Origin of the sequence: Photobacterium carnosum, from assembly GCF_021236965.1 — a bacterium.
GTDB classification, from domain to species: domain Bacteria; phylum Pseudomonadota; class Gammaproteobacteria; order Enterobacterales; family Vibrionaceae; genus Photobacterium; species Photobacterium carnosum.
This window is the reverse complement of sequence record NZ_WMDN01000020.1, coordinates 1-21,724: the sequence shown is the minus strand read 5'-3', so window position 1 is coordinate 21,724 and position 21,724 is coordinate 1. Positions and strand designations below refer to the sequence as shown.

General features: G+C 40.4%; 22 protein-coding genes and 1 pseudogene. 7 read left to right on the top strand and 16 right to left on the bottom strand.

All coding sequences use genetic code 11. The features are described from left to right. Window positions 1-37 precede the first annotated feature (37 nt). Window positions 38-1,393 (bottom strand): MATE family efflux transporter, encoded by a 1,356-nt coding sequence (locus tag GLP24_RS15705; protein ID WP_232616233.1) that lies wholly within the window; start codon window positions 1,391-1,393, stop codon window positions 38-40. 207 nt (window positions 1,394-1,600) lie between these two features. Between GLP24_RS15705 and GLP24_RS15700 the strand changes: the two genes are divergently transcribed. Then, a complete protein-coding gene (locus GLP24_RS15700; protein WP_101769872.1) occupies window positions 1,601-1,891 on the top strand; it encodes a co-chaperone GroES in 291 nt (96 codons plus the stop codon). 42 nt (window positions 1,892-1,933) lie between these two features. Then, window positions 1,934-3,577, top strand: a complete 1,644-nt coding sequence (gene groL, locus GLP24_RS15695; protein ID WP_101769873.1) for a chaperonin GroEL — start codon at window positions 1,934-1,936, stop codon at window positions 3,575-3,577. 106 nt (window positions 3,578-3,683) lie between these two features. Here the strand turns inward: groL and GLP24_RS15690 are convergent, their stop codons facing one another. Together GLP24_RS15690 and GLP24_RS15685 are read right to left on the bottom strand one after the other, a co-directional pair. Next, window positions 3,684-4,340, bottom strand: coding sequence for an HNH endonuclease (locus tag GLP24_RS15690; RefSeq protein WP_232616232.1), 657 nt, complete (start codon window positions 4,338-4,340; stop codon window positions 3,684-3,686). A gap of 261 nt (window positions 4,341-4,601) precedes the next feature. Next, on the bottom strand, window positions 4,602-4,748 hold the full coding sequence (locus GLP24_RS15685) for a helix-turn-helix domain-containing protein (protein ID WP_232616231.1): 147 nt from the start codon (window positions 4,746-4,748) through the stop codon (window positions 4,602-4,604). A gap of 316 nt (window positions 4,749-5,064) precedes the next feature. Between GLP24_RS15685 and GLP24_RS15680 the strand changes: the two genes are divergently transcribed. Further along, entirely contained in the window at window positions 5,065-5,601 is a 537-nt protein-coding gene (locus GLP24_RS15680) for a recombinase family protein (protein ID WP_232616230.1), read from the top strand. Further along, window positions 5,598-6,161 (top strand): hypothetical protein, encoded by a 564-nt coding sequence (locus GLP24_RS15675; protein ID WP_232616229.1) that lies wholly within the window; start codon window positions 5,598-5,600, stop codon window positions 6,159-6,161. The genes GLP24_RS15680 and GLP24_RS15675 overlap by 4 nt, the downstream gene beginning before the upstream one ends. A gap of 107 nt (window positions 6,162-6,268) precedes the next feature. Here GLP24_RS15675 and GLP24_RS15670 read toward each other — a convergent pair whose 3' ends face one another. From GLP24_RS15670 to epmB, 6 genes and pseudogenes are all read right to left on the bottom strand, one after another. After that, window positions 6,269-7,150 carry a tyrosine-type recombinase/integrase gene (locus tag GLP24_RS15670; RefSeq protein WP_232616228.1) on the bottom strand — a complete coding sequence of 294 codons (882 nt, stop codon included), beginning with the start codon at window positions 7,148-7,150 and terminating at the stop codon, window positions 6,269-6,271. Window positions 7,151-7,345: 195 nt separating this feature from the next. Then, window positions 7,346-7,516, bottom strand: a pseudogene (locus GLP24_RS19935) (DUF6538 domain-containing protein); the annotation flags it as partial. A 1,162-nt stretch (window positions 7,517-8,678) separates the two neighbouring features. Next, window positions 8,679-9,131, bottom strand: a complete 453-nt coding sequence (locus GLP24_RS15665) for a molecular chaperone GroEL (RefSeq protein WP_101769874.1) — start codon at window positions 9,129-9,131, stop codon at window positions 8,679-8,681. A 197-nt stretch (window positions 9,132-9,328) separates the two neighbouring features. Further along, window positions 9,329-9,517, bottom strand: a complete 189-nt coding sequence (locus GLP24_RS15660) for a hypothetical protein (protein ID WP_232616227.1) — start codon at window positions 9,515-9,517, stop codon at window positions 9,329-9,331. Between the two features lie 35 nt (window positions 9,518-9,552). After that, on the bottom strand, window positions 9,553-10,455 hold the full coding sequence (rimK, locus tag GLP24_RS15655; RefSeq protein WP_101769876.1) for a 30S ribosomal protein S6--L-glutamate ligase: 903 nt from the start codon (window positions 10,453-10,455) through the stop codon (window positions 9,553-9,555). A 463-nt stretch (window positions 10,456-10,918) separates the two neighbouring features. Next, complete coding sequence (epmB, locus tag GLP24_RS15650; protein ID WP_232579450.1) at window positions 10,919-11,941, bottom strand: EF-P beta-lysylation protein EpmB; 1,023 nt, start codon at window positions 11,939-11,941, stop codon at window positions 10,919-10,921. A gap of 33 nt (window positions 11,942-11,974) precedes the next feature. Between epmB and efp the strand changes: the two genes are divergently transcribed. Continuing rightward, complete coding sequence (gene efp, locus GLP24_RS15645) at window positions 11,975-12,541, top strand: elongation factor P (RefSeq protein ID WP_101769878.1); 567 nt, start codon at window positions 11,975-11,977, stop codon at window positions 12,539-12,541. 141 nt (window positions 12,542-12,682) lie between these two features. Here the strand turns inward: efp and frdD are convergent, their stop codons facing one another. From frdD to frdA, 4 genes are read right to left on the bottom strand one after another with little or no spacing between them, the layout of a single operon-like run. Continuing rightward, window positions 12,683-13,048: a fumarate reductase subunit FrdD gene (gene frdD / locus GLP24_RS15640; RefSeq protein ID WP_152654268.1), complete on the bottom strand. Its 366-nt coding sequence runs from the start codon at window positions 13,046-13,048 to the stop codon at window positions 12,683-12,685. A gap of 10 nt (window positions 13,049-13,058) precedes the next feature. Next, window positions 13,059-13,442, bottom strand: a complete 384-nt coding sequence (frdC, locus tag GLP24_RS15635; RefSeq protein WP_045038109.1) for a fumarate reductase subunit FrdC — start codon at window positions 13,440-13,442, stop codon at window positions 13,059-13,061. A 2-nt stretch (window positions 13,443-13,444) separates the two neighbouring features. Then, a complete protein-coding gene (locus GLP24_RS15630; RefSeq protein ID WP_101769880.1) occupies window positions 13,445-14,185 on the bottom strand; it encodes a succinate dehydrogenase/fumarate reductase iron-sulfur subunit in 741 nt (246 codons plus the stop codon). After that, window positions 14,185-16,005, bottom strand: a complete 1,821-nt coding sequence (gene frdA / locus GLP24_RS15625; protein ID WP_232576311.1) for a fumarate reductase (quinol) flavoprotein subunit — start codon at window positions 16,003-16,005, stop codon at window positions 14,185-14,187. The genes GLP24_RS15630 and frdA overlap by 1 nt, the downstream gene beginning before the upstream one ends. Before the next feature lie 564 nt (window positions 16,006-16,569). Between frdA and epmA the strand changes: the two genes are divergently transcribed. After that, window positions 16,570-17,541, top strand: coding sequence for an elongation factor P--(R)-beta-lysine ligase (gene epmA, locus GLP24_RS15620; protein WP_101769882.1), 972 nt, complete (start codon window positions 16,570-16,572; stop codon window positions 17,539-17,541). A gap of 289 nt (window positions 17,542-17,830) precedes the next feature. On the opposite strand, the gene GLP24_RS15615 is transcribed toward epmA, so the two are convergent. The 3 genes from GLP24_RS15615 to rsgA form a co-directional block, all read right to left on the bottom strand. Next, window positions 17,831-18,556 (bottom strand): carbonic anhydrase, encoded by a 726-nt coding sequence (locus GLP24_RS15615; protein ID WP_101769883.1) that lies wholly within the window; start codon window positions 18,554-18,556, stop codon window positions 17,831-17,833. Window positions 18,557-18,803: 247 nt separating this feature from the next. Further along, entirely contained in the window at window positions 18,804-19,670 is an 867-nt protein-coding gene (gene asd / locus GLP24_RS15610; protein ID WP_101769888.1) for an archaetidylserine decarboxylase, read from the bottom strand. Between the two features lie 225 nt (window positions 19,671-19,895). Then, window positions 19,896-20,948 carry a small ribosomal subunit biogenesis GTPase RsgA gene (gene rsgA, locus GLP24_RS15605; protein WP_101769884.1) on the bottom strand — a complete coding sequence of 351 codons (1,053 nt, stop codon included), beginning with the start codon at window positions 20,946-20,948 and terminating at the stop codon, window positions 19,896-19,898. 73 nt (window positions 20,949-21,021) lie between these two features. On the opposite strand from rsgA, the gene orn reads away from it, so the two are divergent. Further along, the gene (orn, locus tag GLP24_RS15600) at window positions 21,022-21,567 is read left to right on the top strand and encodes an oligoribonuclease (RefSeq protein WP_101769885.1); all 546 of its coding nucleotides are present in this window, start codon (window positions 21,022-21,024) and stop codon (window positions 21,565-21,567) included. The last annotated feature ends 157 nt before the right edge of the window (window positions 21,568-21,724 follow it).

Here is a 21,724-nt window from a genome sequence, read left to right as displayed (position 1 = left end):
TTCGGCTGCTTTTTTTTATTCATGCTATTCATATTAATTAAGGTGGCGAAAGCATATTTTTACGGAGTTTTAGTGCATAACAATAAGCACCAATACCACTGATGATATTTGCGATAGTAATACCAATAAATAATCCTTCGGTACCATAAATATAACTGCCTATCCATGCCGCGGGTACGAGTAACACAAAAAGTCGTAATAGATTCCAACATAGCGCATTAATCGTTTTATGTAAGGCATTCAGCGCGCTAATTAGCAACATACAAATAGCCTGTAATCCATAACTGGCGGGAACGACTAATAAATAATGCCATAGTTGATTTTGAACGATGACATCTTTTGAAAATAGTGCGGCTAATGGCATGCTGAGTGGCACCATGGCAATAAATACCAACAATTGAAATCCGATAGCAAAGTGCATGGCGGTAAATAATGCACTAAATGCGCGTTGTGGCTTTTTCGCCCCTAAGTTTTGCGCCATAAAAGGCATTAATGCCGAGCTGAGTGCCATCATTACAATGACCAATAATGATTCAACTCTCATTGCTGCACCATAAGCCGCAACGGATGCGGTGCTTTGGCTAGCAAGCATGGCCATTAATAATGCACCAGAGAGCGGATTAAGTGCGGTTGATAAACTGGCAGGCACACCAATATGCAATATTTGCTGCCAATCGCTTTTTAATAAATGCCATTGCGGCAAAATCAGTAATTTTTCGCGGTTATAAAGTAGATGCAGTGAAGCAATAAGTGCAAATATCCAACTTATACCACTGGCAATGGCCGCACCTTTAACTCCTAATGCAGGAAAAGAGCCATAACCAAAGATCAATAGCGGATCTAACAAGCCGTTAATTATGCCAGCGATCACCATGATCTTAGCAGGATTTTTAGCATCTCCAGTTGCACGAATAGCACTATTACCCACCATTGGGATCACTAGTAGAGGGATCGCGATATACCACACCGTCATGTATTGCTCGATAATGGGTAATAACTCACTTGACGCTCCCATTAAGGTAAATAATGGCTTAATGGTGAGTAAGCCAATGATCGAGCCAATAATCATTAACAATAGGCTGAGTAATAGTCCATGAGTGGTTATGCGAGCAGCACTGTGGCTATTACCTTGACCGAGCATTCGTCCAATACTGGTTGAGATACCAACGTTCATGCCCATGGTGATACAGTTCAAGCCAAAGGTGACGGGAAAGGTAAAACTCACAGCGGCGAGTGCATTAGTGCCCAAGCGTGAAATGAAAAAAGTATCGACTAAATTAAACATTAAAATCGCGACCATACCAAATACCATTGGCACCGTTAAACGACGTAATGCATCAGGAATGGGGGCCGATAATAATCCATGTTTATCTGACTTGAGTAGTGTTGCCATAGTGGTCTCAAAATAAGGATGCTTGCATACCCTAATGCAAAGTGTGTGATCGGGCAAAATTTCTCAAATAAATAACAAAAAAAAGCTGCCTAAACCTTGCGATTTAGAAATTAGACCCAACATCTTACCCATATAGAAAGTCATACAAGTGAAAGCTTGTGGGCTTCAAATCATGAACATTACCTTAATTATCAGGAGAGACGACCAATGAAAATTCGTCCTTTACACGACCGTGTTATCGTTGAACGCCAAGAAGTTGAATCTAAGTCTGCCGGTGGCATTGTACTAACTGGTTCTGCGGCTGAAAAATCTACTCGCGGTAAAATTCTTGCAGTAGGTAAAGGCCGCATTCTTGAAAATGGCACCGTACAACCACTTGATGTACAAGTAGGTGATGTGGTTATTTTTGCAGAAGGCTACGGCACTAAAACTGAAAAAATTGACGGTAAAGAAGTTCTTATCATGTCTGAAAATGACATTATGGCAATCGTTGAATAATCCGATCACATTAAATTAAAAATTAAGAAAGGAAATCCCAAGATGGCTGCTAAAGACGTTAAGTTTGGTAACGACGCTCGAATTAAAATGCTAGAAGGTGTTAACATTCTGGCTGATGCGGTAAAAGTAACATTAGGTCCAAAAGGTCGTAATGTTGTGCTTGATAAATCATTTGGTGCACCCACTATCACTAAAGATGGTGTATCTGTAGCGCGTGAAATTGAATTGGAAGATAAGTTCCAAAACATGGGCGCACAAATGGTTAAAGAAGTTGCTTCACAAGCGAATGACGCGGCGGGCGACGGAACAACAACAGCAACAGTACTTGCACAAGCGATTATCGCTGAAGGTTTAAAAGCCGTTGCTGCTGGCATGAACCCAATGGATCTTAAGCGCGGTATCGACAAAGCTGTTATTGCTGCGGTTGCAGAACTAAAAACATTGTCTGTACCTTGTGCTGATACTAAAGCTATCGCACAAGTAGGTACTATCTCTGCAAACTCTGACACAACTGTTGGTAACCTTATTGCAGAAGCAATGGAAAAAGTAGGCCGTGATGGTGTTATTACGGTTGAAGAAGGTCAAGCACTTCAAGACGAGCTAGATGTTGTTGAAGGTATGCAGTTTGACCGTGGTTACCTATCTCCATATTTTATTAATAACCAAGAAGCGGGCTCTGTAGATTTAGACAGCCCATTCATCCTATTGGTTGATAAGAAAGTTTCAAATATCCGTGAACTTCTTCCAGCACTAGAGGGCGTAGCTAAAGCTTCTCGTCCACTACTTATCGTTGCAGAAGACGTTGAAGGCGAAGCGCTAGCAACATTGGTTGTAAATAACATGCGCGGTATCGTTAAAGTTGCTGCTGTTAAAGCGCCTGGCTTTGGTGATCGTCGTAAAGCAATGCTACAAGATATCGCAGTACTAACCGCTGGTACTGTTATCTCTGAAGAGATTGGCTTAGAGCTTGAGAAAGTTCAGCTAGAAGATCTTGGTCAAGCAAAACGTATTACGATTACAAAAGAAACCACTACTATCATTGATGGTGCTGGTGACGAAACAATGATCAAAGGTCGTGTTGCACAGATTCGTCAACAGATTGAAGATGCAACCTCTGACTACGATAAAGAAAAACTTCAAGAGCGTGTAGCTAAACTTGCTGGCGGCGTAGCGGTTATTAAGGTTGGCGCTGCAACTGAAGTTGAAATGAAAGAAAAGAAAGACCGTGTTCAAGATGCATTACATGCAACGCGTGCAGCAGTTGAAGAAGGTGTTGTTGCAGGTGGTGGTGTTGCTCTTATTCGTGCAGCATCTAAAGTTATTAACCTTGAAGGTGATAACGAAGAGCAAACTGTCGGTATCCGTTTAGCACTTCGTGCAATGGAATCACCACTTCGTCAAATCGTTAAGAACGCAGGTGAAGAAGATTCAGTTGTTGCTAATAACGTACGTGCTGGCGAAGGTAACTACGGTTACAACGCTGCAACGGGTGAATACGGCGATATGATTGCAATGGGTATTCTTGACCCAACGAAAGTAACGCGTTCAGCGCTTCAGTTTGCAGCCTCTGTAGCGGGTCTTATGATCACTACTGAAGCGATGATCACTGATAAAGCATCTGATGCTCCATCTATGTCTGATATGGGTGGCATGGGCGGTATGGGTGGCATGGGCGGTATGATGTAAGTCGACCAAGTCGATCTTGGTCTTTGTAAAACAATGACTTAAAAACATCTGTAGACATTGATGTAGACAGTGAGGGATGCTTAGTTGAAGACAACGGCATCCCTTTTTAGTTACAATTCCAGCCTTTTTCCTCTAATAGGTGCCCTGAAAGCCATTGTGCATCTTGAATCTCATCAAAGAGGTAGTCTTCTGATTCTTTTGCTTGCTCTGGACTTTCAAAATTCCAGTCTATAAAACTGTAGGTATGAAGCTCTTCGTCAGGCTCTGAGTGAAAATAGTCATCAGCCATCAGCTCGTCTCTTGCTTTAGCAGCTTTCTTTGCAGTATCAAATCGACCACTTTTTTTTCCATCACCTCCAATAGCCTTATACCACCCCCCTTTCATTTTATAGATTCCATTGAACCCACTCACAAGAGAGCCTTTCTTCGCTAGATTGTTTTGTCGAGTAGTACAGCGCCGTAGGTTCCCTCTAGTGTTATTTAGTGGGTTTGCATCAACATGGTCGATTTCTTGGCTACGTCCATTGGGATTCATTAATAACCGATGAAGGTAAGCCCCTGTTTTATTGCTCTTGGCTACATATTTTCCATCTTTTCGCTGGTGGCTGTAAAAGCTATGCTCCAGAAGGATATCAATATCGCTCAAGCTAATAAGTGTCGTTTTCTTCTTACCTAATCCAATTTTGGCAACAATGTGGCCATCAACTGTCGTTATCTGAATATTCTTTCTGTGGCATCCATAGCCATTTTTTAATCGAGTCATCATTAGTCCTTTTGTAACATTCTGTTACATCAAAAATCACAAATGTTACAGCCTAAAAACTGCTAAATCCCTTTGTTTACGGGGTGTTTTAGATGGTTGTAACATTGCAACATTGTAACTTCGGTTTATTAACACACACATATATAGAGAGAGATACAAAGATAGAGTGGGGTGTTATTGGTTAAATAAGCGTAAAGCTCAAGCGGGCTGAGGTTTTTTCACAATCCAGTTGGAGACAATCAAGCTTAACTGCTTTTTTTGCTATTTCAGACCTTCTTGCCGTAATACCTTACCAACAGTGTTTCGGTGGCAACCTACTTCAATAGCAATAGCTAAATGGGTGAGCTCTGCATCTCTCAATGTGATTATTTTTTCTCGTTTAGTGCGTGTAATTCGATTAGTGCGCATGTTTACTCCGTGTTTAATGGGCTGGTATCAATATTTTAATCGTTTTGAACAGCGGTGAACTTAAAAGCCACGTTATGCACATCAGATTCAATATCAGAGAACCTATCGGTTATAAGTAAGGTAATGACAAACAACCATTGGATACCAACAAATGAACTTAAAAAAACTAGCTTTAGAACTGCTTAAAAACGCACTGATTTCGGTCTTAATTAATCTATTACAAAGGTTAAACCCCAATTACAAATAGTAAAAATAGGTTAAGAAAAAGATAAAAATCTAGCGAAAACAAAATGTTAATACTAGAATGGGAGAGGTTATGGCGAACGTTGGATACGCACGAGTTAGTACGTCAGGACAGAGCTTAGAAGCTCAGTTACAGGCATTGTCTGATTGTGGGCAAGTGTTTAAAGAAAAGCAATCTGGAGCTTCTACGGAGCGACAGGAGCTATCTAGGATGCTTGAATACGTAAGAGAAGGTGACTCTGTAATTGTCACTAAATTGTGTCGTCTGGCACGTAACACTAAGCACTTGCTTGAGATTGTCGAGTTGCTCGATAGCAAGAAAGTATCGTTACAAGTGCTAAATCTGGGGATTGATACAGCAAGCCCAACAGGCCGTTTAATGGTCACATTAATTGGAGCGATCGCAACATTTGAGCGACAGCTTCTCCTAGAACGTCAGGCAGAAGGAATAGCACTGGCTAAACAGAAAGGCAAATACAAAGGACGTAAACCAACGGCAAGAGCTAAGCAAGTGCAAGTGCGCGAATTACTCGCTGGTGGTATGAGCAAATCGCAAGTAGCGAAAGAGCTTGGTATTAGTCTTTCAAGTGTTTATAGGATTACTAAATGAAAAAATTAATGATTTCTGCATTCCTACTTTTGTCTAGCATGACATTGATAGGGTTTAATGGTGAATCTTCCGCGAGTGAGTATTTCGGAGGTAATATTTATGGGGACTGGAAATTAAAAAATATAGATGGGAAGGCTGTATCTGATCCTAATGCTACTGGTGATCATAGAGAAGCATATTTTGTAAAACTCGAGTCACTTGAAGGTGAGAAACTTTTGTCCTTGAAATGTCAGACACTATCTACGACTAGGTCTGACTGGTATAAGGCACCTTCAGTGCGTGTAGCCATTAACTTTAGTGACTATAACAAACACACTGGAAAGATGTGGAATAACAAACAAATTCTGTCCCATACTGCAGAGTCAAAAGCCCTTTGGCGCTACCTTGAGAATGAAGACGTATTTACATATACAAAAAGGCATACATTCGATACTAAAGGTTTTAAGAATACATGGAATAAGGCAATGGGACATTGTTTAAGTGCCTATAATATTTACATTAAAGAATGGAATGAAAAGAAAGGTACAGATAGTAGAACCGTAGACCCAAAATTGTATTAAAACTATACCCTAGTGACAAATAGAAAACCCACCCCAAAGCATGTCTTTAGGGTGGGTTTTGTTCTTTTGGCAAGTTTTTCTCATAGGGTTGAGCCTAATGACAATGCTTACCAGATGATACGTTCGACACATTGGTCATATGCTTCTTTGAGCTGTTGCAGGTCGTAGCCTCGTGAATAGTAACCATAGGTCATAGTGTTCCCTCGCTTATGACCGAGAATGGCTGCTGCTTTCAGCTCGTCAACACCAGCTTGTTGCATTGCTGTTGAAAACATTACGCGAAATGAGTGGAAGCATTTTGTAGAGTCAGTCGAGATATGTTCCGTTTTAATTCGAGAGAACCAGCGGCTCATGTCTTTTGTTTCCACGTCCAGTAGGAATGCTTCATCTACTTTATGTTCAGCAAGGTTTCTAACCCGATTACCTAGTTGATTAGTGAGTGGTATGGTTCGTGTTGCGGCATCTGTTTTACCTTGCTCGATAAAAATTGCTGTAATATCACCATCTACAATCACATTTTTGCAGCGAAGCGAGCATAACTCGGATATGCGACAGCCTGTAAATACTCCTAATTCAACAAGTAATCTCTTAATTGGGTCGTCAGTCGCTACGTTAGATTTAATCCATGCCATTTCAGAAAGAGAGAATGGTTGCTTCTTCTGTGTTGAATTACCACCAGCGTAAACATGCCCATCGAAAGGGGATTCCCCTGATACTTCACCAATTCGGTCACAGTAGTTCCAGATAGAGCGGAGGCGGCTAATATGACCTTGTACGGTCGTTTTAGCATAGGTTTTTTGCATCTGATTGATATAATCGTGAACCTGACGTTTACTAATATCAGCTAATTGAATGTCTATTAGATTTAGGTAGTTTAGAAAGTCGCTCGTAGCACGCTTTATTTTGCTAATAGTATCTTTCGTTTTACTTTGGTGGTGTTGTTGTACCCATAAAGACAGTGCTTCACTTAAGGTTATGCGGTAAAGCATACTTTGGTCTTTTTGACCGCTAACAGTTGTCAATGCGTGTAGAAATGTATCATCTGTCTTGGCTACTTTGTCGTAATCATATGGTTCATCCCAAGAATAAGGATACTTTGCCCTATCTTCGGATAGTGTTCGTACTAGCTCGTGAAAGCGGTACCTACTCGATGGCGGAGTTACTGATTGTTGCTCTTGAAGGCGACCGTTAACTATATCACGCTGTCTTCGAGCTTCGCGAATATCACCAGTGCCTAAACTTTCGGAGATTAATGTTTGATTGGGGAATTTGTGCCTTAGCTGTACTGGCACTCGGCGTTGATACCACCAAATATTGCCACGTAGTTTTAGGTATTGATTGTTTAATTTAGTCATGCAACCAGCTTTGTAGTCATAAATGTAGACAGTAATTGTGCCATAAAGCCTTATGTATCGCTATGTTAATAGCTTGGTAGTGGTTAGGGCGGTATGATGTAATCCATTTATAACCGTAGAGATTAACGTCTCTTTGTTATAAAAACAGTATCAAAAAAGTCGAGCATAGCTCGGCTTTTTTATTGCCTCTATAAAAGTCACTGTATATTAATTTTAGCTATTGATTAGCTATTGATTAGCTATTGATTAGCTATTGATTAGCTATTGATTAGCTATTGATTAGCTATTGATTAGCTATTGATTAGCTATTGATTAGCTATTGATTAGCTATTGATTAGCTGCTGTCCTTTGCGAACAGTTCACTTGGAAGATTGCCGTAAAAGCTGTACGTAAATAAAATGCATATAAAACAGCTAGTTAGGTTGTTATTTTGTGTGTAGATGAAATTACGTTAATTGGTGCAGCTATTAGCTGTATTTTTAATTAAACGCTGACCGTAACTCAATGGTTGAGAGTGATGATACTTATTTATTTATTAATAGAGGTAAGTGTTTAATAAATTAAAACTGATCATGATTGGAATAAGTGCACGGATAAAAACCCAAGTACAGTTTTATTTATAAATTTAATCTTTTTGTTGATTAATATTATTTAAGTTTATTTTACTGTTATTTTATTACAGTACTATATTTTGCTTTAAAGAAGGTTATTTGCAAAATATAAGTTATTTTATACATGGATAGTTATTTGCTTATTATTTTCTTTTAGCTGCTTATTTTAAAATAAATTGAACAGTGAGGTTTGGTATTAATATTTTATGGTGTTATTCGAGAGGAAGGTTAACATTTATTTATCGCTGAGGGAGAATAGTGACAGAGTTAAAGTAACCCAACTAACTATAGCTTGCTAGGTAAAAGACCTGAAAAGCTGTACGCTTATTTAGTCGTTTGTTATCAGTCACTTAAATTCAGTTTGTGTTTTTTGGTCGTAGTGTTATTTGTCGTGCATAAAATAGCTGACATTTTTGTGTATAGCTGTACGTTTTGTGTGGCATTGTTAGATTAAAGAGTGCCATTAATCATTGAGGCATAAAAAAGCCCCTGTAGTGATAACAGAGGCCATTAATATATAAAGACATACTATAAAAAGAGGTCTATTAATTCTAGCTTGGTAGATGTTCTTGGTTTAAGGCTACCCACGCCGCCATAAAGCAGACTACAAATGATTGAATGTAGCCACGTAGATCAATATCACCTTGCACTAGCACATCATCCGCGTTGGGCTCCATATTAAACGAGACCTTATTATCTTTAATGCTAAAGAATACACGGCCAATTAAGATAAAGTTATCACCATCATCATCTGGGTTGTAGACCATTCCGGCGCCAATTTGATCGTGCTCAGTAATTTGTAAGGCACTGAATGCTAATTTTTCTGCGCCGTCAAAGCCAAAGCCTGCATAACGCTTACCTTGTTCTGGTTGTTGCAGTAGTTGTGAGATCAGTTGTGTATAGGTAGTCAGCGCCTCTGCTGGCACTTCATTGGTATTTACCTGTCCCATACTATATGGGTTATCATCTTCTACCATTTCAACATCATAGCTAAAATCAATCATGACTAATCCTTTTTCAGTTCTATCGTCATTGTATTGTTTATACGTTAGCGTAATTTGCTGGTTCGAGGTAGTACTAATCAATATATTGCTTACTGAGTGTTTTAAAGATCACGTTATCGATTCATAACCCGTTTTTTTTGATAGCTGGACAGTCATGGGTTTATTTGGGAAAAATGCAGAGATTGATAGCAATTTTACTACCATGTTACTTTATCTATAGTTTGCAGAGCAAAAAGCTCAAAAAGCTGTACGATTATTTTTCGTTTAATATCAATGACTTGCTGTTGTTTTTGTTCGGTACGGGAAGGTGTTGGTAATGAACACCTTTTAGCTGTTATTTTGATAAAAATATGAACGTTATTGTTTGGGTAATAAAAAGCAGCCATATAAGGCTGCTTATCGATAACGTATTCTTTATAAGTTACTGATTTTTTAAGTTACGACGGCTTTTCCCTGCATTTTTTTCAATATGATCAATGATCATACCTGCAATATCTTTGCCTGTTGCCGCTTCAATACCTTCAAGGCCTGGAGATGAGTTAACCTCCATGATCAGTGGTCCGCGTTTAGATCGTAATAAATCAACGCCAGCAACACTGAGCCCCATCGCTTTTGCCGCCGCAATCGCAGTTTTACGCTCTTCTGGCGTAATTCGAATTAATGAAGCACTGCCACCACGGTGTAAGTTGGATCGGAATTCACCTTCTGCTGCTTGACGTTTCATTGCTGCGATGACTTTTCCCCCAATCACAAAGCAACGAATGTCAGCACCACCGGCTTCTTCTATATATTCTTGCACCATAATGTGAGCTTTAAGGCCTAGAAATGCTTCAATCACACTTTCTGCTGCTTTTTGGGTTTCCGCTAGAACAACGCCAATCCCTTGAGTGCCTTCTAAAAGCTTTATGACTAGAGGCGCACCGCCAACCATTTTAATCAGATCTAAAACATCATCAGGTTTACTCGCAAAACCGGTAACAGGCATACCAACACCTTCACGGCTCAGTAATTGTAATGAACGTAGTTTGTCGCGAGAACGTGAAATTGCAATAGATTGATTCACAGAAAATACATCCATCATTTCAAATTGACGTAATACCGCACAACCATAAAAGGTAATGTCTGAGCCAATGCGAGGAATGATGGCATCAAAGCCAATCAGATCAGTCCCTTCAAAATGAATCGAGGGTTGAACTGAGTTGATATTCATGTAACAGCGAAGGGCATTGATAATAACCGCCTCATGGCCTCGTTGTTGACAAGCCTCATGCAGACGGCGGGTTGAATATAAGTTTGCGTCCTGTGACAAAATGCCAATTTTCATTGCGATACTCATGTAAGGGAGCGGGTTGGCAGCAGCGACGACGTTTGGCGACGCCTAGAACAATAAAGGGCTGCGTATGAGGCGCGACTATGCATGTAAATCATTAAAAAATCGAGATCTGCCACGATGATTTTTTTTAATGGTGAGCTGCAATAAAATTGGCGGGTAATTAAAAGTAACATCATAGGCAAATAGCTTTTTAGATATATAGCTAACAAAGCTGTACAAGCTGTACGGTCATTATAAAACAATGACTTATATATTGTTATTGTAGCGCCTATGATAGGCTGAAATATAAGTGTATATTTTTGGTGTTTTTGAGGTGGGAAGCTGTACAACTTAATGGCTATCGTCATCAGCTGTGATCTATTACTGACTCGCGATAACGAGTCAGTATGGTAATAGTGGTGCTGCATCGAAAAGGAGGGAGTTGTAACCGTTAAAATTGTAGTTATTTAAGTCGTTATTCAAGTTGAAGATCAAGGGGGGTTTTGCTGCTTCTGCCGCCAATCTCGCGCGCTAATGTAGGGACTAGATAGCCAGAAACATTATTGATTAATCCAGCCATTAAGATACGTGCCTGTTGATCACTGACAAAGAAGTGTGCAGCGCCTTGTACGTGATCCAGTACGTGTAAGTAGTACGGTAATATTCCAGTATCAAATAAGGCTTCGCTGAGGTCTGTAAGCGCTGTGACGGAGTCATTAACCCCTTTAAGGAGTACGCTTTGGTTTAGCAGGGTGACCTTAGCGAGCTTGAGCTGTGTCATCGCCGAGGTTAGCTCATTATTGATTTCATTGGCATGGTTAATATGGGTCACCATGATAATTTGTAAACGACTGCTAGCAAATAACTCACACAGTGCTGGTGTGATGCGATGTGGGATTACAACGGGTAAGCGGCTGTGAATACGCAACCGTTTAATATGTGGAATAGCGGCAATATGTTCGAGCAACCATGTTAATTCGTGATCTTTAGCCATTAGTGGATCACCACCAGATAAGATGACTTCGTTAATGTGTGGTTGGGTTGCGATGTAATCAAGACTTTGCTGCCAGACGGTTTTATTGCCTTTGTTATCTTGATAAGGGAAGTGACGTCGAAAACAATAGCGACAATTCACTGCACAACCGCCTTTAACGATCATTAATACACGGTTATGGTATTTGTGTAACAGCCCTGGAATGGGGTTATCTTGCTCATCAAGAGGATCAGTTGAGTAGCCTTGATGAACCTCAAATTCTTGCTCTAGCGGCAGTACTTGGCGCAATAATGGATCGTATGGGTTGCCAATTTCCATTCTTTCGACAAAACTTACAGGAACGCGAAGCGCGAATAAATTTTTAGCCGCGAGGCCTTTTTGCCAAGGTGTTGGATCAATTTTAAGCCAATTGAGTAGCTTTAAGGGATCAGATATCGCATTAGCTAGATCATTCAGCCAGTTTTGCTCAACAGATGGCACGTTTCGGGGTATGATATGCGACATTAAATACAACTCGAAGATGTTAAGAGGATTAGAATGGCGTCTTTCAGCACCAATGAATTCCGCAGCGGAATGAAAATTATGCTTGATAATGAACCATGTGTCATTATCGAAAACGAATTTGTTAAACCTGGTAAAGGTCAAGCGTTCAACCGCGTACGAATCCGTAAACTTATTTCAGGTAAAGTTCTTGAAAAAACGTTTAAATCAGGTGAATCAGTTGAAGCTGCGGACGTAATCGATACTGAACTTGATTACCTATACAACGACGGTGAATTCTACCATTTCATGAACAATGAAACATTTGAGCAAATTGCTGCAGACTTAAAAGCTGTTGGTGATAATGCGAAATGGTTAGTAGAAAACGATGCGTGTACGTTAACGCTTTGGAACGGTAACCCTATCGTTGTTACTCCTCAAAACTTTGTTGAGCTTGAAGTAACAGAGACTGATCCTGGTCTTAAAGGCGATACACAAGGTACTGGTGGTAAGCCAGCAACACTAACTACAGGCGCTGTAGTACGTGTTCCTTTATTCATCGCAATTGGCGAAGTTATCAAAGTTGATACTCGTTCAGGTGAATACGTAAGCCGTGTGAAGTAAATTCATATTGAGCTTTAAAAAAGGTCGCTTTGGCGGCCTTTTTTGTTGGCTAAAATTCAGGGTTATGATGTTTTAAATCTTTAAATAACAGCCATAAAAAAAGCACCGCAAGCGGTGCTTTTTTAGATTGTGTATCAATGACTATTTAATCATGAACACAAAGATGATTGATAGCGCAGTCACTAAGAACGCTACTGCGTAACAAGCAATTTTACCTACAACACCAGTATGAAACTTAAGGTCGTGCATACCATGGTGTAGACGGTGCATACCATGCCACATTGGCAGTGATAAGGTAGCAATGACAAATAATGCACCAATAAAGCTGGTTGCAAAATCAGCAGCGCGATCATAGCTCATCGCTTCTGGGCTAATAATACCCAGTGGAACCATGATACCTAGTACTAAAATAGTAACTGGAGAGATCATTGCAAACCAAGTACCACCGGCACCAAATAAACTCCACCATACTGGTTCATCGGAACGTTTTGGATGTAAATTAATCACGAGCGGCTCCTTAAACTAGCGCTAAAACAATGGCGGTGATGACAGCAACAACTGCCCACTGTGCAAGAACGATAATTTTCTTATCCAGTTTCTTGCCCTTAATGCGAATTGGCACCACTTGCGGCATCATGCTAAAAAATGTTTGCGCGTGGAATAAACTGCCAGCTAACGCAAGAATATTTAGAATGATTACAATTGGGTTAGCCATAAAATTTAGCCAACCTTGCCATGCTTCAGGACCTTTTACTAAACAACCTAAACCGAAGGTTAAGCAGATAGTAAAGAAAATGAGCGGTAATACAGTAGCTTCACGTAGCATGTAAAAACGGTAGAAAGAGCTGTCTTTCCACCATGTACGCGTCATTTCACGAACGTAAGGTTTACGGTTGCTCATCCTTATGCCTCCTGAGGCTTCAACATTGCAATAACGAAATCTTTCGATGATTCGACTTTGCCTTGGTTTACTGCAGCTGCTGGATCAACGCTCTTTGGACATACTTCAGAACAGTAACCTACAAACGTACAACCCCAAGCACCATTTTCACTGTTGATCAGTTCCATACGCTCATGTTGGCCATGGTCACGGCTATCAAGATTGTAACGGTGTGCCAGTGTTAGTGCAGCTGGACCGATAAATTCAGGGTTTAGACCGAATTGCGGACACGCTGAGTAGCAAAGGCCACAGTTAATACAACCAGCAAATTGCTTGTATTTTGCCATTTGCTCTGGTGTTTGGATGTTTGTACCATCTTCTATTGTGCGGGTATTACCAATAATATAGGGCTTAATCGCTTCAAGACGCTCAATAAAGGGAGTCATATCGACAATTAAGTCTTTCTCAATCGCAAAGTTTGCTAATGGCTCAATTTTTACGCCATTAGGGTAATCACGAAGAAAGCTCTTACAAGCTAACTTAGGTACGCCATTAACCATCATGCCACATGAGCCACAGATCGCCATTCGGCAAGACCAGCGATAGCTTAGGTGTTTATCAAGATGATCTTTGATGTAACCAAGCGCATCAAGTACTGACATAGTGTCGTTGAACGGTACTTCAAATGCTTGTAAATATGGTTCTGCATCTGTTGCTGGGTCATAACGCAGAATTTCAATTTTTTGAATGCGATTGTCTGACATTATGCCTTTTCCTCTTGAACTTCTGACTGCGCTGCTTGAGCTTTTTCATGTGCTTCGTGAGCTTCAGCTTCAGCACCGTATAGACGAGCTTTTGGCTGTGATTTCGTGATCTTTACATCGCTGTAATCAATAATTGGCGCGTCGCCATTGTTATAGAATGCCAATGTATGTTTCAGGAAGTTCACATCATCACGTTCAGTACAGCCGTCATCTAGACGTTGGTGCGCACCACGAGATTCTGTACGTAGAATCGCTGAGCAAGCCATTGCTTCTGCAACATCAAGACCGTAACCCACTTCAATGGCATATAGCAGATCAGTGTTAAAGACTTGGCCTTTATCTTGAATGCTAATATGTTTAAAGCGTTGCTTAAGTTCAGCTAGCTTATCAATGGTTGCTTGCATCAAATCTTGTTGACGGTAAATACCACAACCCGCTTCCATGGTGTGACCCATTTCAGTACGGATTTGAGCCCAGTTTTCATCACCTTCTTGTGCCATTAGGGCATCAATACGTGCTTGTACTGCGTCTATTTGGGTATTGATTGAAGCGTCGTTCCAACCTTTGAATTCTTCAGCGCGTTTAACAGCGTGTTCACCTGCAACGCGGCCAAATACTACAAACTCAGCCAGTGAGTTTGAACCTAGACGGTTAGCACCGTGAAGACCAACAGAAGCACATTCACCAACAGCAAATAGGCCTTTAACGCGGGTTTCACAGGTACCGTTAGTTTCAATACCACCCATGGTGTAGTGTACGGTTGGGCGAATTGGAATTGGCTCTTTTGCTGGATCAACGTTTACGTATGCTTTAGCTAGCTCACAGATAAACGGTAGACGCTCATGTAAGTATTCTTCGCCAAGGTGACGTAAATCAAGCATTACTACATCACCTAGTGGGTGTTGAATAGTGTTGCCTTTTTGCTGTTCATGCCAGAACGCTTGCGAAACTTTGTCACGAGGACCTAGTTCCATGTATTTGTTTTTTGGATGACCCACGGGTGTTTCAGGGCCCATGCCATAATCTTGTAGATAACGGTAACCGTTTTTATTGACGATAATACCGCCTTCACCACGACAACCTTCAGTGATTAAAATACCAGTGCCTGGTAGACCTGTTGGGTGGTATTGAACAAATTCCATGTCACGTAGTGGTACACCGTGACGGAATGCCATTGCCATACCATCGCCAGTTACAATACCGCCGTTAGTATTACAGTGGTAAACGCGACCTGCGCCACCTGTTGCTAAGATCACTGATTTTGCTTTAATACAAACCAGTTCACCTTCTGCCATGTGAATAGCAATCAGACCTTGAACTTCGCCATCTTCAATTAAAAGATCAACCACGAAGTATTCATCGTAACGTTTGATTTGCGGGTATTTGATAGATGTCTGGAATAGGGTGTGTAGCATATGGAAGCCAGTTTTATCTGCCGCGAACCATGTACGCTCAACTTTCATACCACCAAAACGACGTACGTTCACTTCACCGTTTTCTTTACGGCTCCATGGGCAGCCCCATTGTTCCATTTGAATCATTTCGCGGGTTGAATTCTCTACGAAATATTCAACCACATCTTGTTCGCATAGCCAGTCACCACCACCAACGGTATCGTTGAAGTGATTATCAAAGCTATCTTCGTCTTTGATAACAGCAGCAGAGCCGCCTTCAGCTGCAACTGTGTGCGAGCGCATTGGGTAGACTTTTGAAATAAGTGCAATTTCTAGTTCTGGGTTTGCTTCTGCAGCAGCGATGGCAGAACGTAGGCCTGCACCACCCGCGCCAATTACAGCGATATCTGTGGTAATAGTCTTCACAGCTATCCTCCGAAGATTAAGACGGTAAAAAAATGAAAAGGTACGTCGTGCGTACCTATCCTTGAAATCCTGCGCGTATTTTATGGAACCTCATTAATAGAAAATATGATGTAGACGCGTCTTTTTACCGAAATAATCAAAAAATGTAATCTGATTACAAAGTTTGTGATTATTGTCACAATTTTTCATGTTTGTTCATTGTTAATAATTTGTTTCGTTTGGTATTAATTGTTTATAGCTCATTAATGACGTGTTTCATTGTTTGGTTGTAACATCTTATGATGAAAGATTTAATAAGCTATGCGCTGCACAATGCGACTGTTTTTTGTAATTATTTTGTTAGTAACAATTTTGTTTTTGTTGGCTATTTGTTCGTTATTGTGCGGTTATTTGTTTTTTTAATCTCTGTTTACATGGGCTAGTTATGCTTTTTTATTAACACTGTTCATTTTTGGTCATAATAGTTTGGTGTGGTAAATAAATATAAAGCAGTCAATATTTGGTTAAGTGCGAGGCTTTGTTAGAATTAGACCATTATTTCCTTTTATGTAAGAAGAAACTGTTATGTCTCAGCCTTGGCAACCTACTGCGGAGATTACACAACTAAGACAACGAGCAGGGTTAATCGCGATAATTCGTCAGTTTTTTGCAGATCGTGATGTTATAGAAGTAGATACACCGGCAATGAGTCAGGCTACGGTGACGGATGTACATTTACATGCGTTTAAAACTGAATTTGTCGGCCCTGGTTATGCCGCGGGTCAAACATTGTATTTGATGACCAGTCCTGAATTTCATATGAAACGACTATTGGCGGCTGGCAGTGGTGCTATTTACCAAATTTGTAAATCATTCCGTAATGAAGAATCAGGACGTTACCATAACCCTGAATTTACAATGCTAGAGTGGTATCGACCTGGATTTGATCATCACCAGTTAATGGCTGAGATGGATCTGTTGTTACAGCAAGTATTAGGGTGTGGGGCAGCAGAAAAAATGACATATCAACAAGCATTTATTGATGTGTTAGCAGTGTGTCCACTTGAAGGGTCAATGGCTGAGTTAAAAGCCGTTGCTGCTCGATTAGGGCTAGCAGACATTGCTGAACCTGAGCAAGATCGCGATACCTTATTACAATTACTGTTTAGCATTGGTGTTGAAGCTAAAATTGGTCAACAAGTCCCCGCTTTTGTGTATGACTTCCCTGCATCACAAGCGGCTCTGGCGCAGATAAATCCTCAAGATCCACGTGTGGCAGAGCGATTTGAGGTTTATTTTAAAGGCATAGAATTAGCGAATGGCTTTCATGAACTTGCTAATGGTGATGAGCAGTTACAACGTTTTGAAGCTGATAATCAAAAACGAGTTAGCATGGGACTACAATCACAACCGATTGACATGCACCTTATTGAAGCGTTACGGGCTGGATTCCCTGATTGTGCAGGCGTTGCGTTGGGGATTGATCGGGTGATTATGCTGGCATTAGAACGTGATCATATTGATCAAGTTACGGCTTTCCCGATTGAAATAGCGTAAATATTATTCTTATCCTACAGCTTGATTCCAAAGATGTAGACGTAAAAAAGCACGGTATTTATGACCGTGCTTTTTTGTCATCAAATATCCACCATGCACCAGTTGATATTAGTAACGATGAATCACTCGTTTCATACTGAGGCAACGTGCATTTAATATCGAAGATCTGATTTGGTGTAAATAAATGATTGAATTAAACGGCAAGTAGGATTTCAAGGCGTTTAAACCGTGCGATGACTATAACGTTACTCTTTTTTAATTGCAACTGATTATCATTTGCAATTAGTGGTTAGTCGATTACAATTCGCGCATTAACAGGCTGTAGTGGACGGTTATTGTCACCCATCATTTGATTTAGTTGTTCAATTTGAGCAGCTGAACTGGTGAGATGGCTTTGCATAACATACCAGCGAACACCTTCAGTACAAGGTGGTGTGGTTAATGAACCATTGTAACGGAAATATTGGCGCTCACGTGGCAGTAGTGCGTTAGGGGTCAGATCACCATTAAAGTCAATGGTCTCACCTTTGGTTGGAATTGTTTTTAATAAGGTGGTTAATTCATTATTTGCGCGAGGTCCATTTTCAAACATGACTGAAATAACTGCAATATGACCGGTTGCATCAACGTTAACGAAATGCGCTTCTAACGGGTATTGTTTGCCATCAATATAGTTTTCAGAGGGGGTGTGAAAATGAAACTGTTTAAGAGTGTACGTATCACCATTAATCACCAAGGTATTATCGCCACTTACATTGGCTTCTATCGTGTGGCCGTTATTAGTTAAACTGGTGATTTTACCATCATAGCTAATTTGTAAGGGCTGAGTTTGGGCCTGAATCGGTGATTGAATGTCAATGGGACTTTGGTTTTCGCCGCCACAAGTAGGGTAACTGTTAACCCAATGTTCAGTGCCTTTTTGAGTGCTATATCCCCATGCGGCGTCGGCGTGTGCAGAAAGAGAGAAGCAAGTCGCTAACGCGAGTACTAATGCTGACACTGTATTTTTTTTCATGATGATTACCTATAAGTATGAAAATTATCCCGACCTAATCGTAGTACTTGATCTGCGAAATGGCACACTAACGTTAGCATACTAATCTTTTGGTTTGAGATTAAAAGTACGACCAAAGAAACGGTTCAGTTTATCGCTATCATATAAAGTGAAAGAAAGATTATCGATGAGAAAAAAGAAATTAAAGTCAGGCATTAAAGAAGAGATACGGAGTAAAGGCATACTCCGTATAGTTTGTTTTTATTTATTATTTCACTAAACGTTCAGCGTAAGGTTGTCCCATGCGGGTCACTTGGTGTGGTTGCATATTTTCTACAAAACGAATGCTGTCTTTAGGGAATAAATTGATAACAGTTGAACCCAATTTAAAACGGCCCATTTCTTGGCCTTTCTTTAAATTGATCGCTTGCTCACCAGTGGTAGGATAATTCCAACGACGAATCTCAGGTCCCGTTGGCGGTGTTACTGTGCCTGCCCATACTGTTTCGATGCTACCAACAATAGTGGCACCAACCAGCACTTGAGCTAATGGACCAAACTCAGTGTCAAACACACATATTACACGCTCATTACGGGCAAATAAATTAGGTACGTTAGCTGCGGTTAATGGATTAACAGAAAATAGATCACCAGGAACATAAATCATTTGGCGTAGTACACCGTCACATGGCATGTGAACACGGTGGTAGTCACTAGGTGAAAGATATAATGTCGCAAACTCCCCCCCCATAAACTTATCTGCTAAATCGCTATCACCGCCTAATAATTCACAAGCATTAAAATAGTGCCCTTTTGCTTGAAATAAACGTCCCGCTTTAATTGGGCCAAATTGGCTTACGCATGCATCAGCAGGATGGCTAATAATATGCGAGTCATTGTTAATTGGACGGGCACCTTCCATCAATTCGCGTACAAAAAAACTGTTGAAGGTTGAATAGGCGGCTGGATCTGGAATGCGTGCTTCAGCCATGTTGACGTTATATTGTTTGATGAACCAACGAATAATAGTAGTAGTTAGTTTTCCACCTTCATAAGCCGCCAGTTTACCCATTAAACGAGTTAATGCATGCTTTGGTATACAATATTGAAGGCCAATCTTAATCTTATCTAACACAATCATTCTTCCAGTAAATATTAATTAATCAATAAGTTAGTTATTCTTTTCTTATTTGGAAGAATAACGATAACCTGTAATAATACCGAACTATTGTAATAATGTCAGTTATTCTAGTGCTACGCAGAGAGTGGAGAAGGCAAGCTAGTCAGTGTTAATTAGAATTGTAGTCGATAAAAAATAAGCCTAAGAAAATAATTAGTTCTCTTAGGCATATATTCATTATCAGCTTGGCTTGTTACGTGAAAATTGACGGTTTGCGACAGTTTCCGACATGCTTTCAATAATTTTATGGTAACTGTTATAACGTGCACGACTAATATCACCACGTTCAACTGCTTCGCGAATGATACAACCAGGATCGTTACCGTGTTTACAATCACGGAATTTACAGCCACCTAAATGTTGACGAAACTCAACAAAGGCTTCAGTAATTTGTTCGGGCTCTAAATGCCATAAACCAAATTCACGTACACCTGGGGAGTCAATTAAATCACCGCCATCAGCAAAGTGATATAATCTTGCCGCGGTGGTGGTGTGTTGACCTAAACCAGAGTTTGTCGAAACATCACCAATATCAGCTTCAACGTCAGGCATTAATGAGTTAACCATGCTGGATTTACCAACACCAGATTGGCCAGCAAAAATACTGACATGATCTTGTAAATCAACTCTTAGGTCATCAAGTCCTTCACCCGTATCGGTACTGACTAAGCGTACGCTGTAACCAATGTTTTGGTATTGCGTTAACTTTCGTTCAACGTCAACTCGCTGCTCTGGTGTAAGTAAGTCGACTTTATTGACAACGATTAATGGCTTAATACCAATAGTTTCAGCGGCAATAATGTAACGGTCAATAATGTTAAGCGACAATTCTGGTAGAATCGATGACACAATGATAATACGGTCAACGTTTGCTGCTACCGCTTTAACGCCGTCATAGTAATCAGGACGGGTCAACATTGTTTTGCGTTCATGTACTGCTTCTACAACGCCTGTAATACCTTGTAATGCTTCAACACCAGGACGCCAGACGACGCGGTCTCCAGAAACAAGGCTCTGAATACTACGACGTAGGTTACAGCGATGAATAATACCCGTTTGCGGATCTTCAACATCAGCGTGTTGACCAAATCGAGTAATAACCAGCCCTTCACGGGCACTTTCCAATAGAGCTTCATCCCATTGGACTTCGTTTTTAGCGCGATTTAGGCGCTTATTTTGGTTAGAGCGGACACGTCGGCTCTGACCTTGAGTCAGTTTTTTCTTTTTTGCCACAAGAATATCGTTCTATTTGGTTGGCTTTCGGTATTATCATACATGGTTTAGTTATAAAAAGAGGCAATATCGAATGACAATCAACGATCAGAACCTTATTTGGATTGATCTGGAAATGACCGGATTAGATCCAGAAACGCATAAAATCATTGAAATCGCAACGGTTGTGACCGATCCACAGCTTAATGTGTTGGCTGAAGGCCCTGTTATAGCTATTTATCAGCCAGAAGCTGAATTAGCAAAAATGGATGATTGGTGTACAACCACACATACTAATAGTGGTTTAGTCGAGCGTATTCGTCAAAGCACTATTACTGAAGCACAAGCCGTTGCTCAAACTATTGCGTTTTTAGAACAATGGGTGCCAAAGGGTGTATCACCTATTTGTGGTAACAGTATTGGTCAAGATCGTCGTTTCTTGTATAAGCATATGCCAATGCTTGAACAGTATTTTCATTACCGTTATCTTGATGTAAGTACACTTAAAGAATTAACGCGTCGTTGGAAGCCAGAGTTACTTGATGGCTTTTCTAAAAAAGGAAGTCACTTAGCATTGGATGATATTCATGATTCAATTGCTGAGTTACGCTACTATCGTGAGCATATTTTCAATATTTGATGTGAAAATAAGCAGTTAGAAAAAAATCTGCGTTTTTTGGTTTAAGAACTATTGCATCCGACAATTTTAGTCGTATAATGCGCAGCCTCGAAAGGAGATAACGAGTTTGTTTTCTTTCGTTGTAAATCGGACGCGGGGTGGAGCAGCTTGGTAGCTC

Coding starts and splice junctions, on each gene's coding strand:
- GLP24_RS15630 (WP_101769880.1), bottom strand. CDS start 14,185: ATGTCAGACAATCGCATTCAAAAAATTGAAATTCTGCGTTATGACCCA.
- GLP24_RS15615 (WP_101769883.1), bottom strand. CDS start 18,556: ATGAAAAAAAATACAGTGTCAGCATTAGTACTCGCGTTAGCGACTTGC.
- epmA (WP_101769882.1), top strand. CDS start 16,570: ATGTCTCAGCCTTGGCAACCTACTGCGGAGATTACACAACTAAGACAA.
- GLP24_RS15700 (WP_101769872.1), top strand. CDS start 1,601: ATGAAAATTCGTCCTTTACACGACCGTGTTATCGTTGAACGCCAAGAA.
- orn (WP_101769885.1), top strand. CDS start 21,022: ATGACAATCAACGATCAGAACCTTATTTGGATTGATCTGGAAATGACC.
- GLP24_RS15660 (WP_232616227.1), bottom strand. CDS start 9,517: ATGGCTGCTTTTTATTACCCAAACAATAACGTTCATATTTTTATCAAA.
- GLP24_RS15680 (WP_232616230.1), top strand. CDS start 5,065: ATGGCGAACGTTGGATACGCACGAGTTAGTACGTCAGGACAGAGCTTA.
- GLP24_RS15665 (WP_101769874.1), bottom strand. CDS start 9,131: ATGATTGATTTTAGCTATGATGTTGAAATGGTAGAAGATGATAACCCA.
- groL (WP_101769873.1), top strand. CDS start 1,934: ATGGCTGCTAAAGACGTTAAGTTTGGTAACGACGCTCGAATTAAAATG.
- efp (WP_101769878.1), top strand. CDS start 11,975: ATGGCGTCTTTCAGCACCAATGAATTCCGCAGCGGAATGAAAATTATG.
- GLP24_RS15670 (WP_232616228.1), bottom strand. CDS start 7,150: ATGCTTTACCGCATAACCTTAAGTGAAGCACTGTCTTTATGGGTACAA.
- rimK (WP_101769876.1), bottom strand. CDS start 10,455: ATGAAAATTGGCATTTTGTCACAGGACGCAAACTTATATTCAACCCGC.
- GLP24_RS15675 (WP_232616229.1), top strand. CDS start 5,598: ATGAAAAAATTAATGATTTCTGCATTCCTACTTTTGTCTAGCATGACA.
- epmB (WP_232579450.1), bottom strand. CDS start 11,941: ATGTCGCATATCATACCCCGAAACGTGCCATCTGTTGAGCAAAACTGG.
- frdC (WP_045038109.1), bottom strand. CDS start 13,442: ATGAGCAACCGTAAACCTTACGTTCGTGAAATGACGCGTACATGGTGG.
- GLP24_RS15685 (WP_232616231.1), bottom strand. CDS start 4,748: ATGCGCACTAATCGAATTACACGCACTAAACGAGAAAAAATAATCACA.
- GLP24_RS15690 (WP_232616232.1), bottom strand. CDS start 4,340: ATGACTCGATTAAAAAATGGCTATGGATGCCACAGAAAGAATATTCAG.
- GLP24_RS15705 (WP_232616233.1), bottom strand. CDS start 1,393: ATGGCAACACTACTCAAGTCAGATAAACATGGATTATTATCGGCCCCC.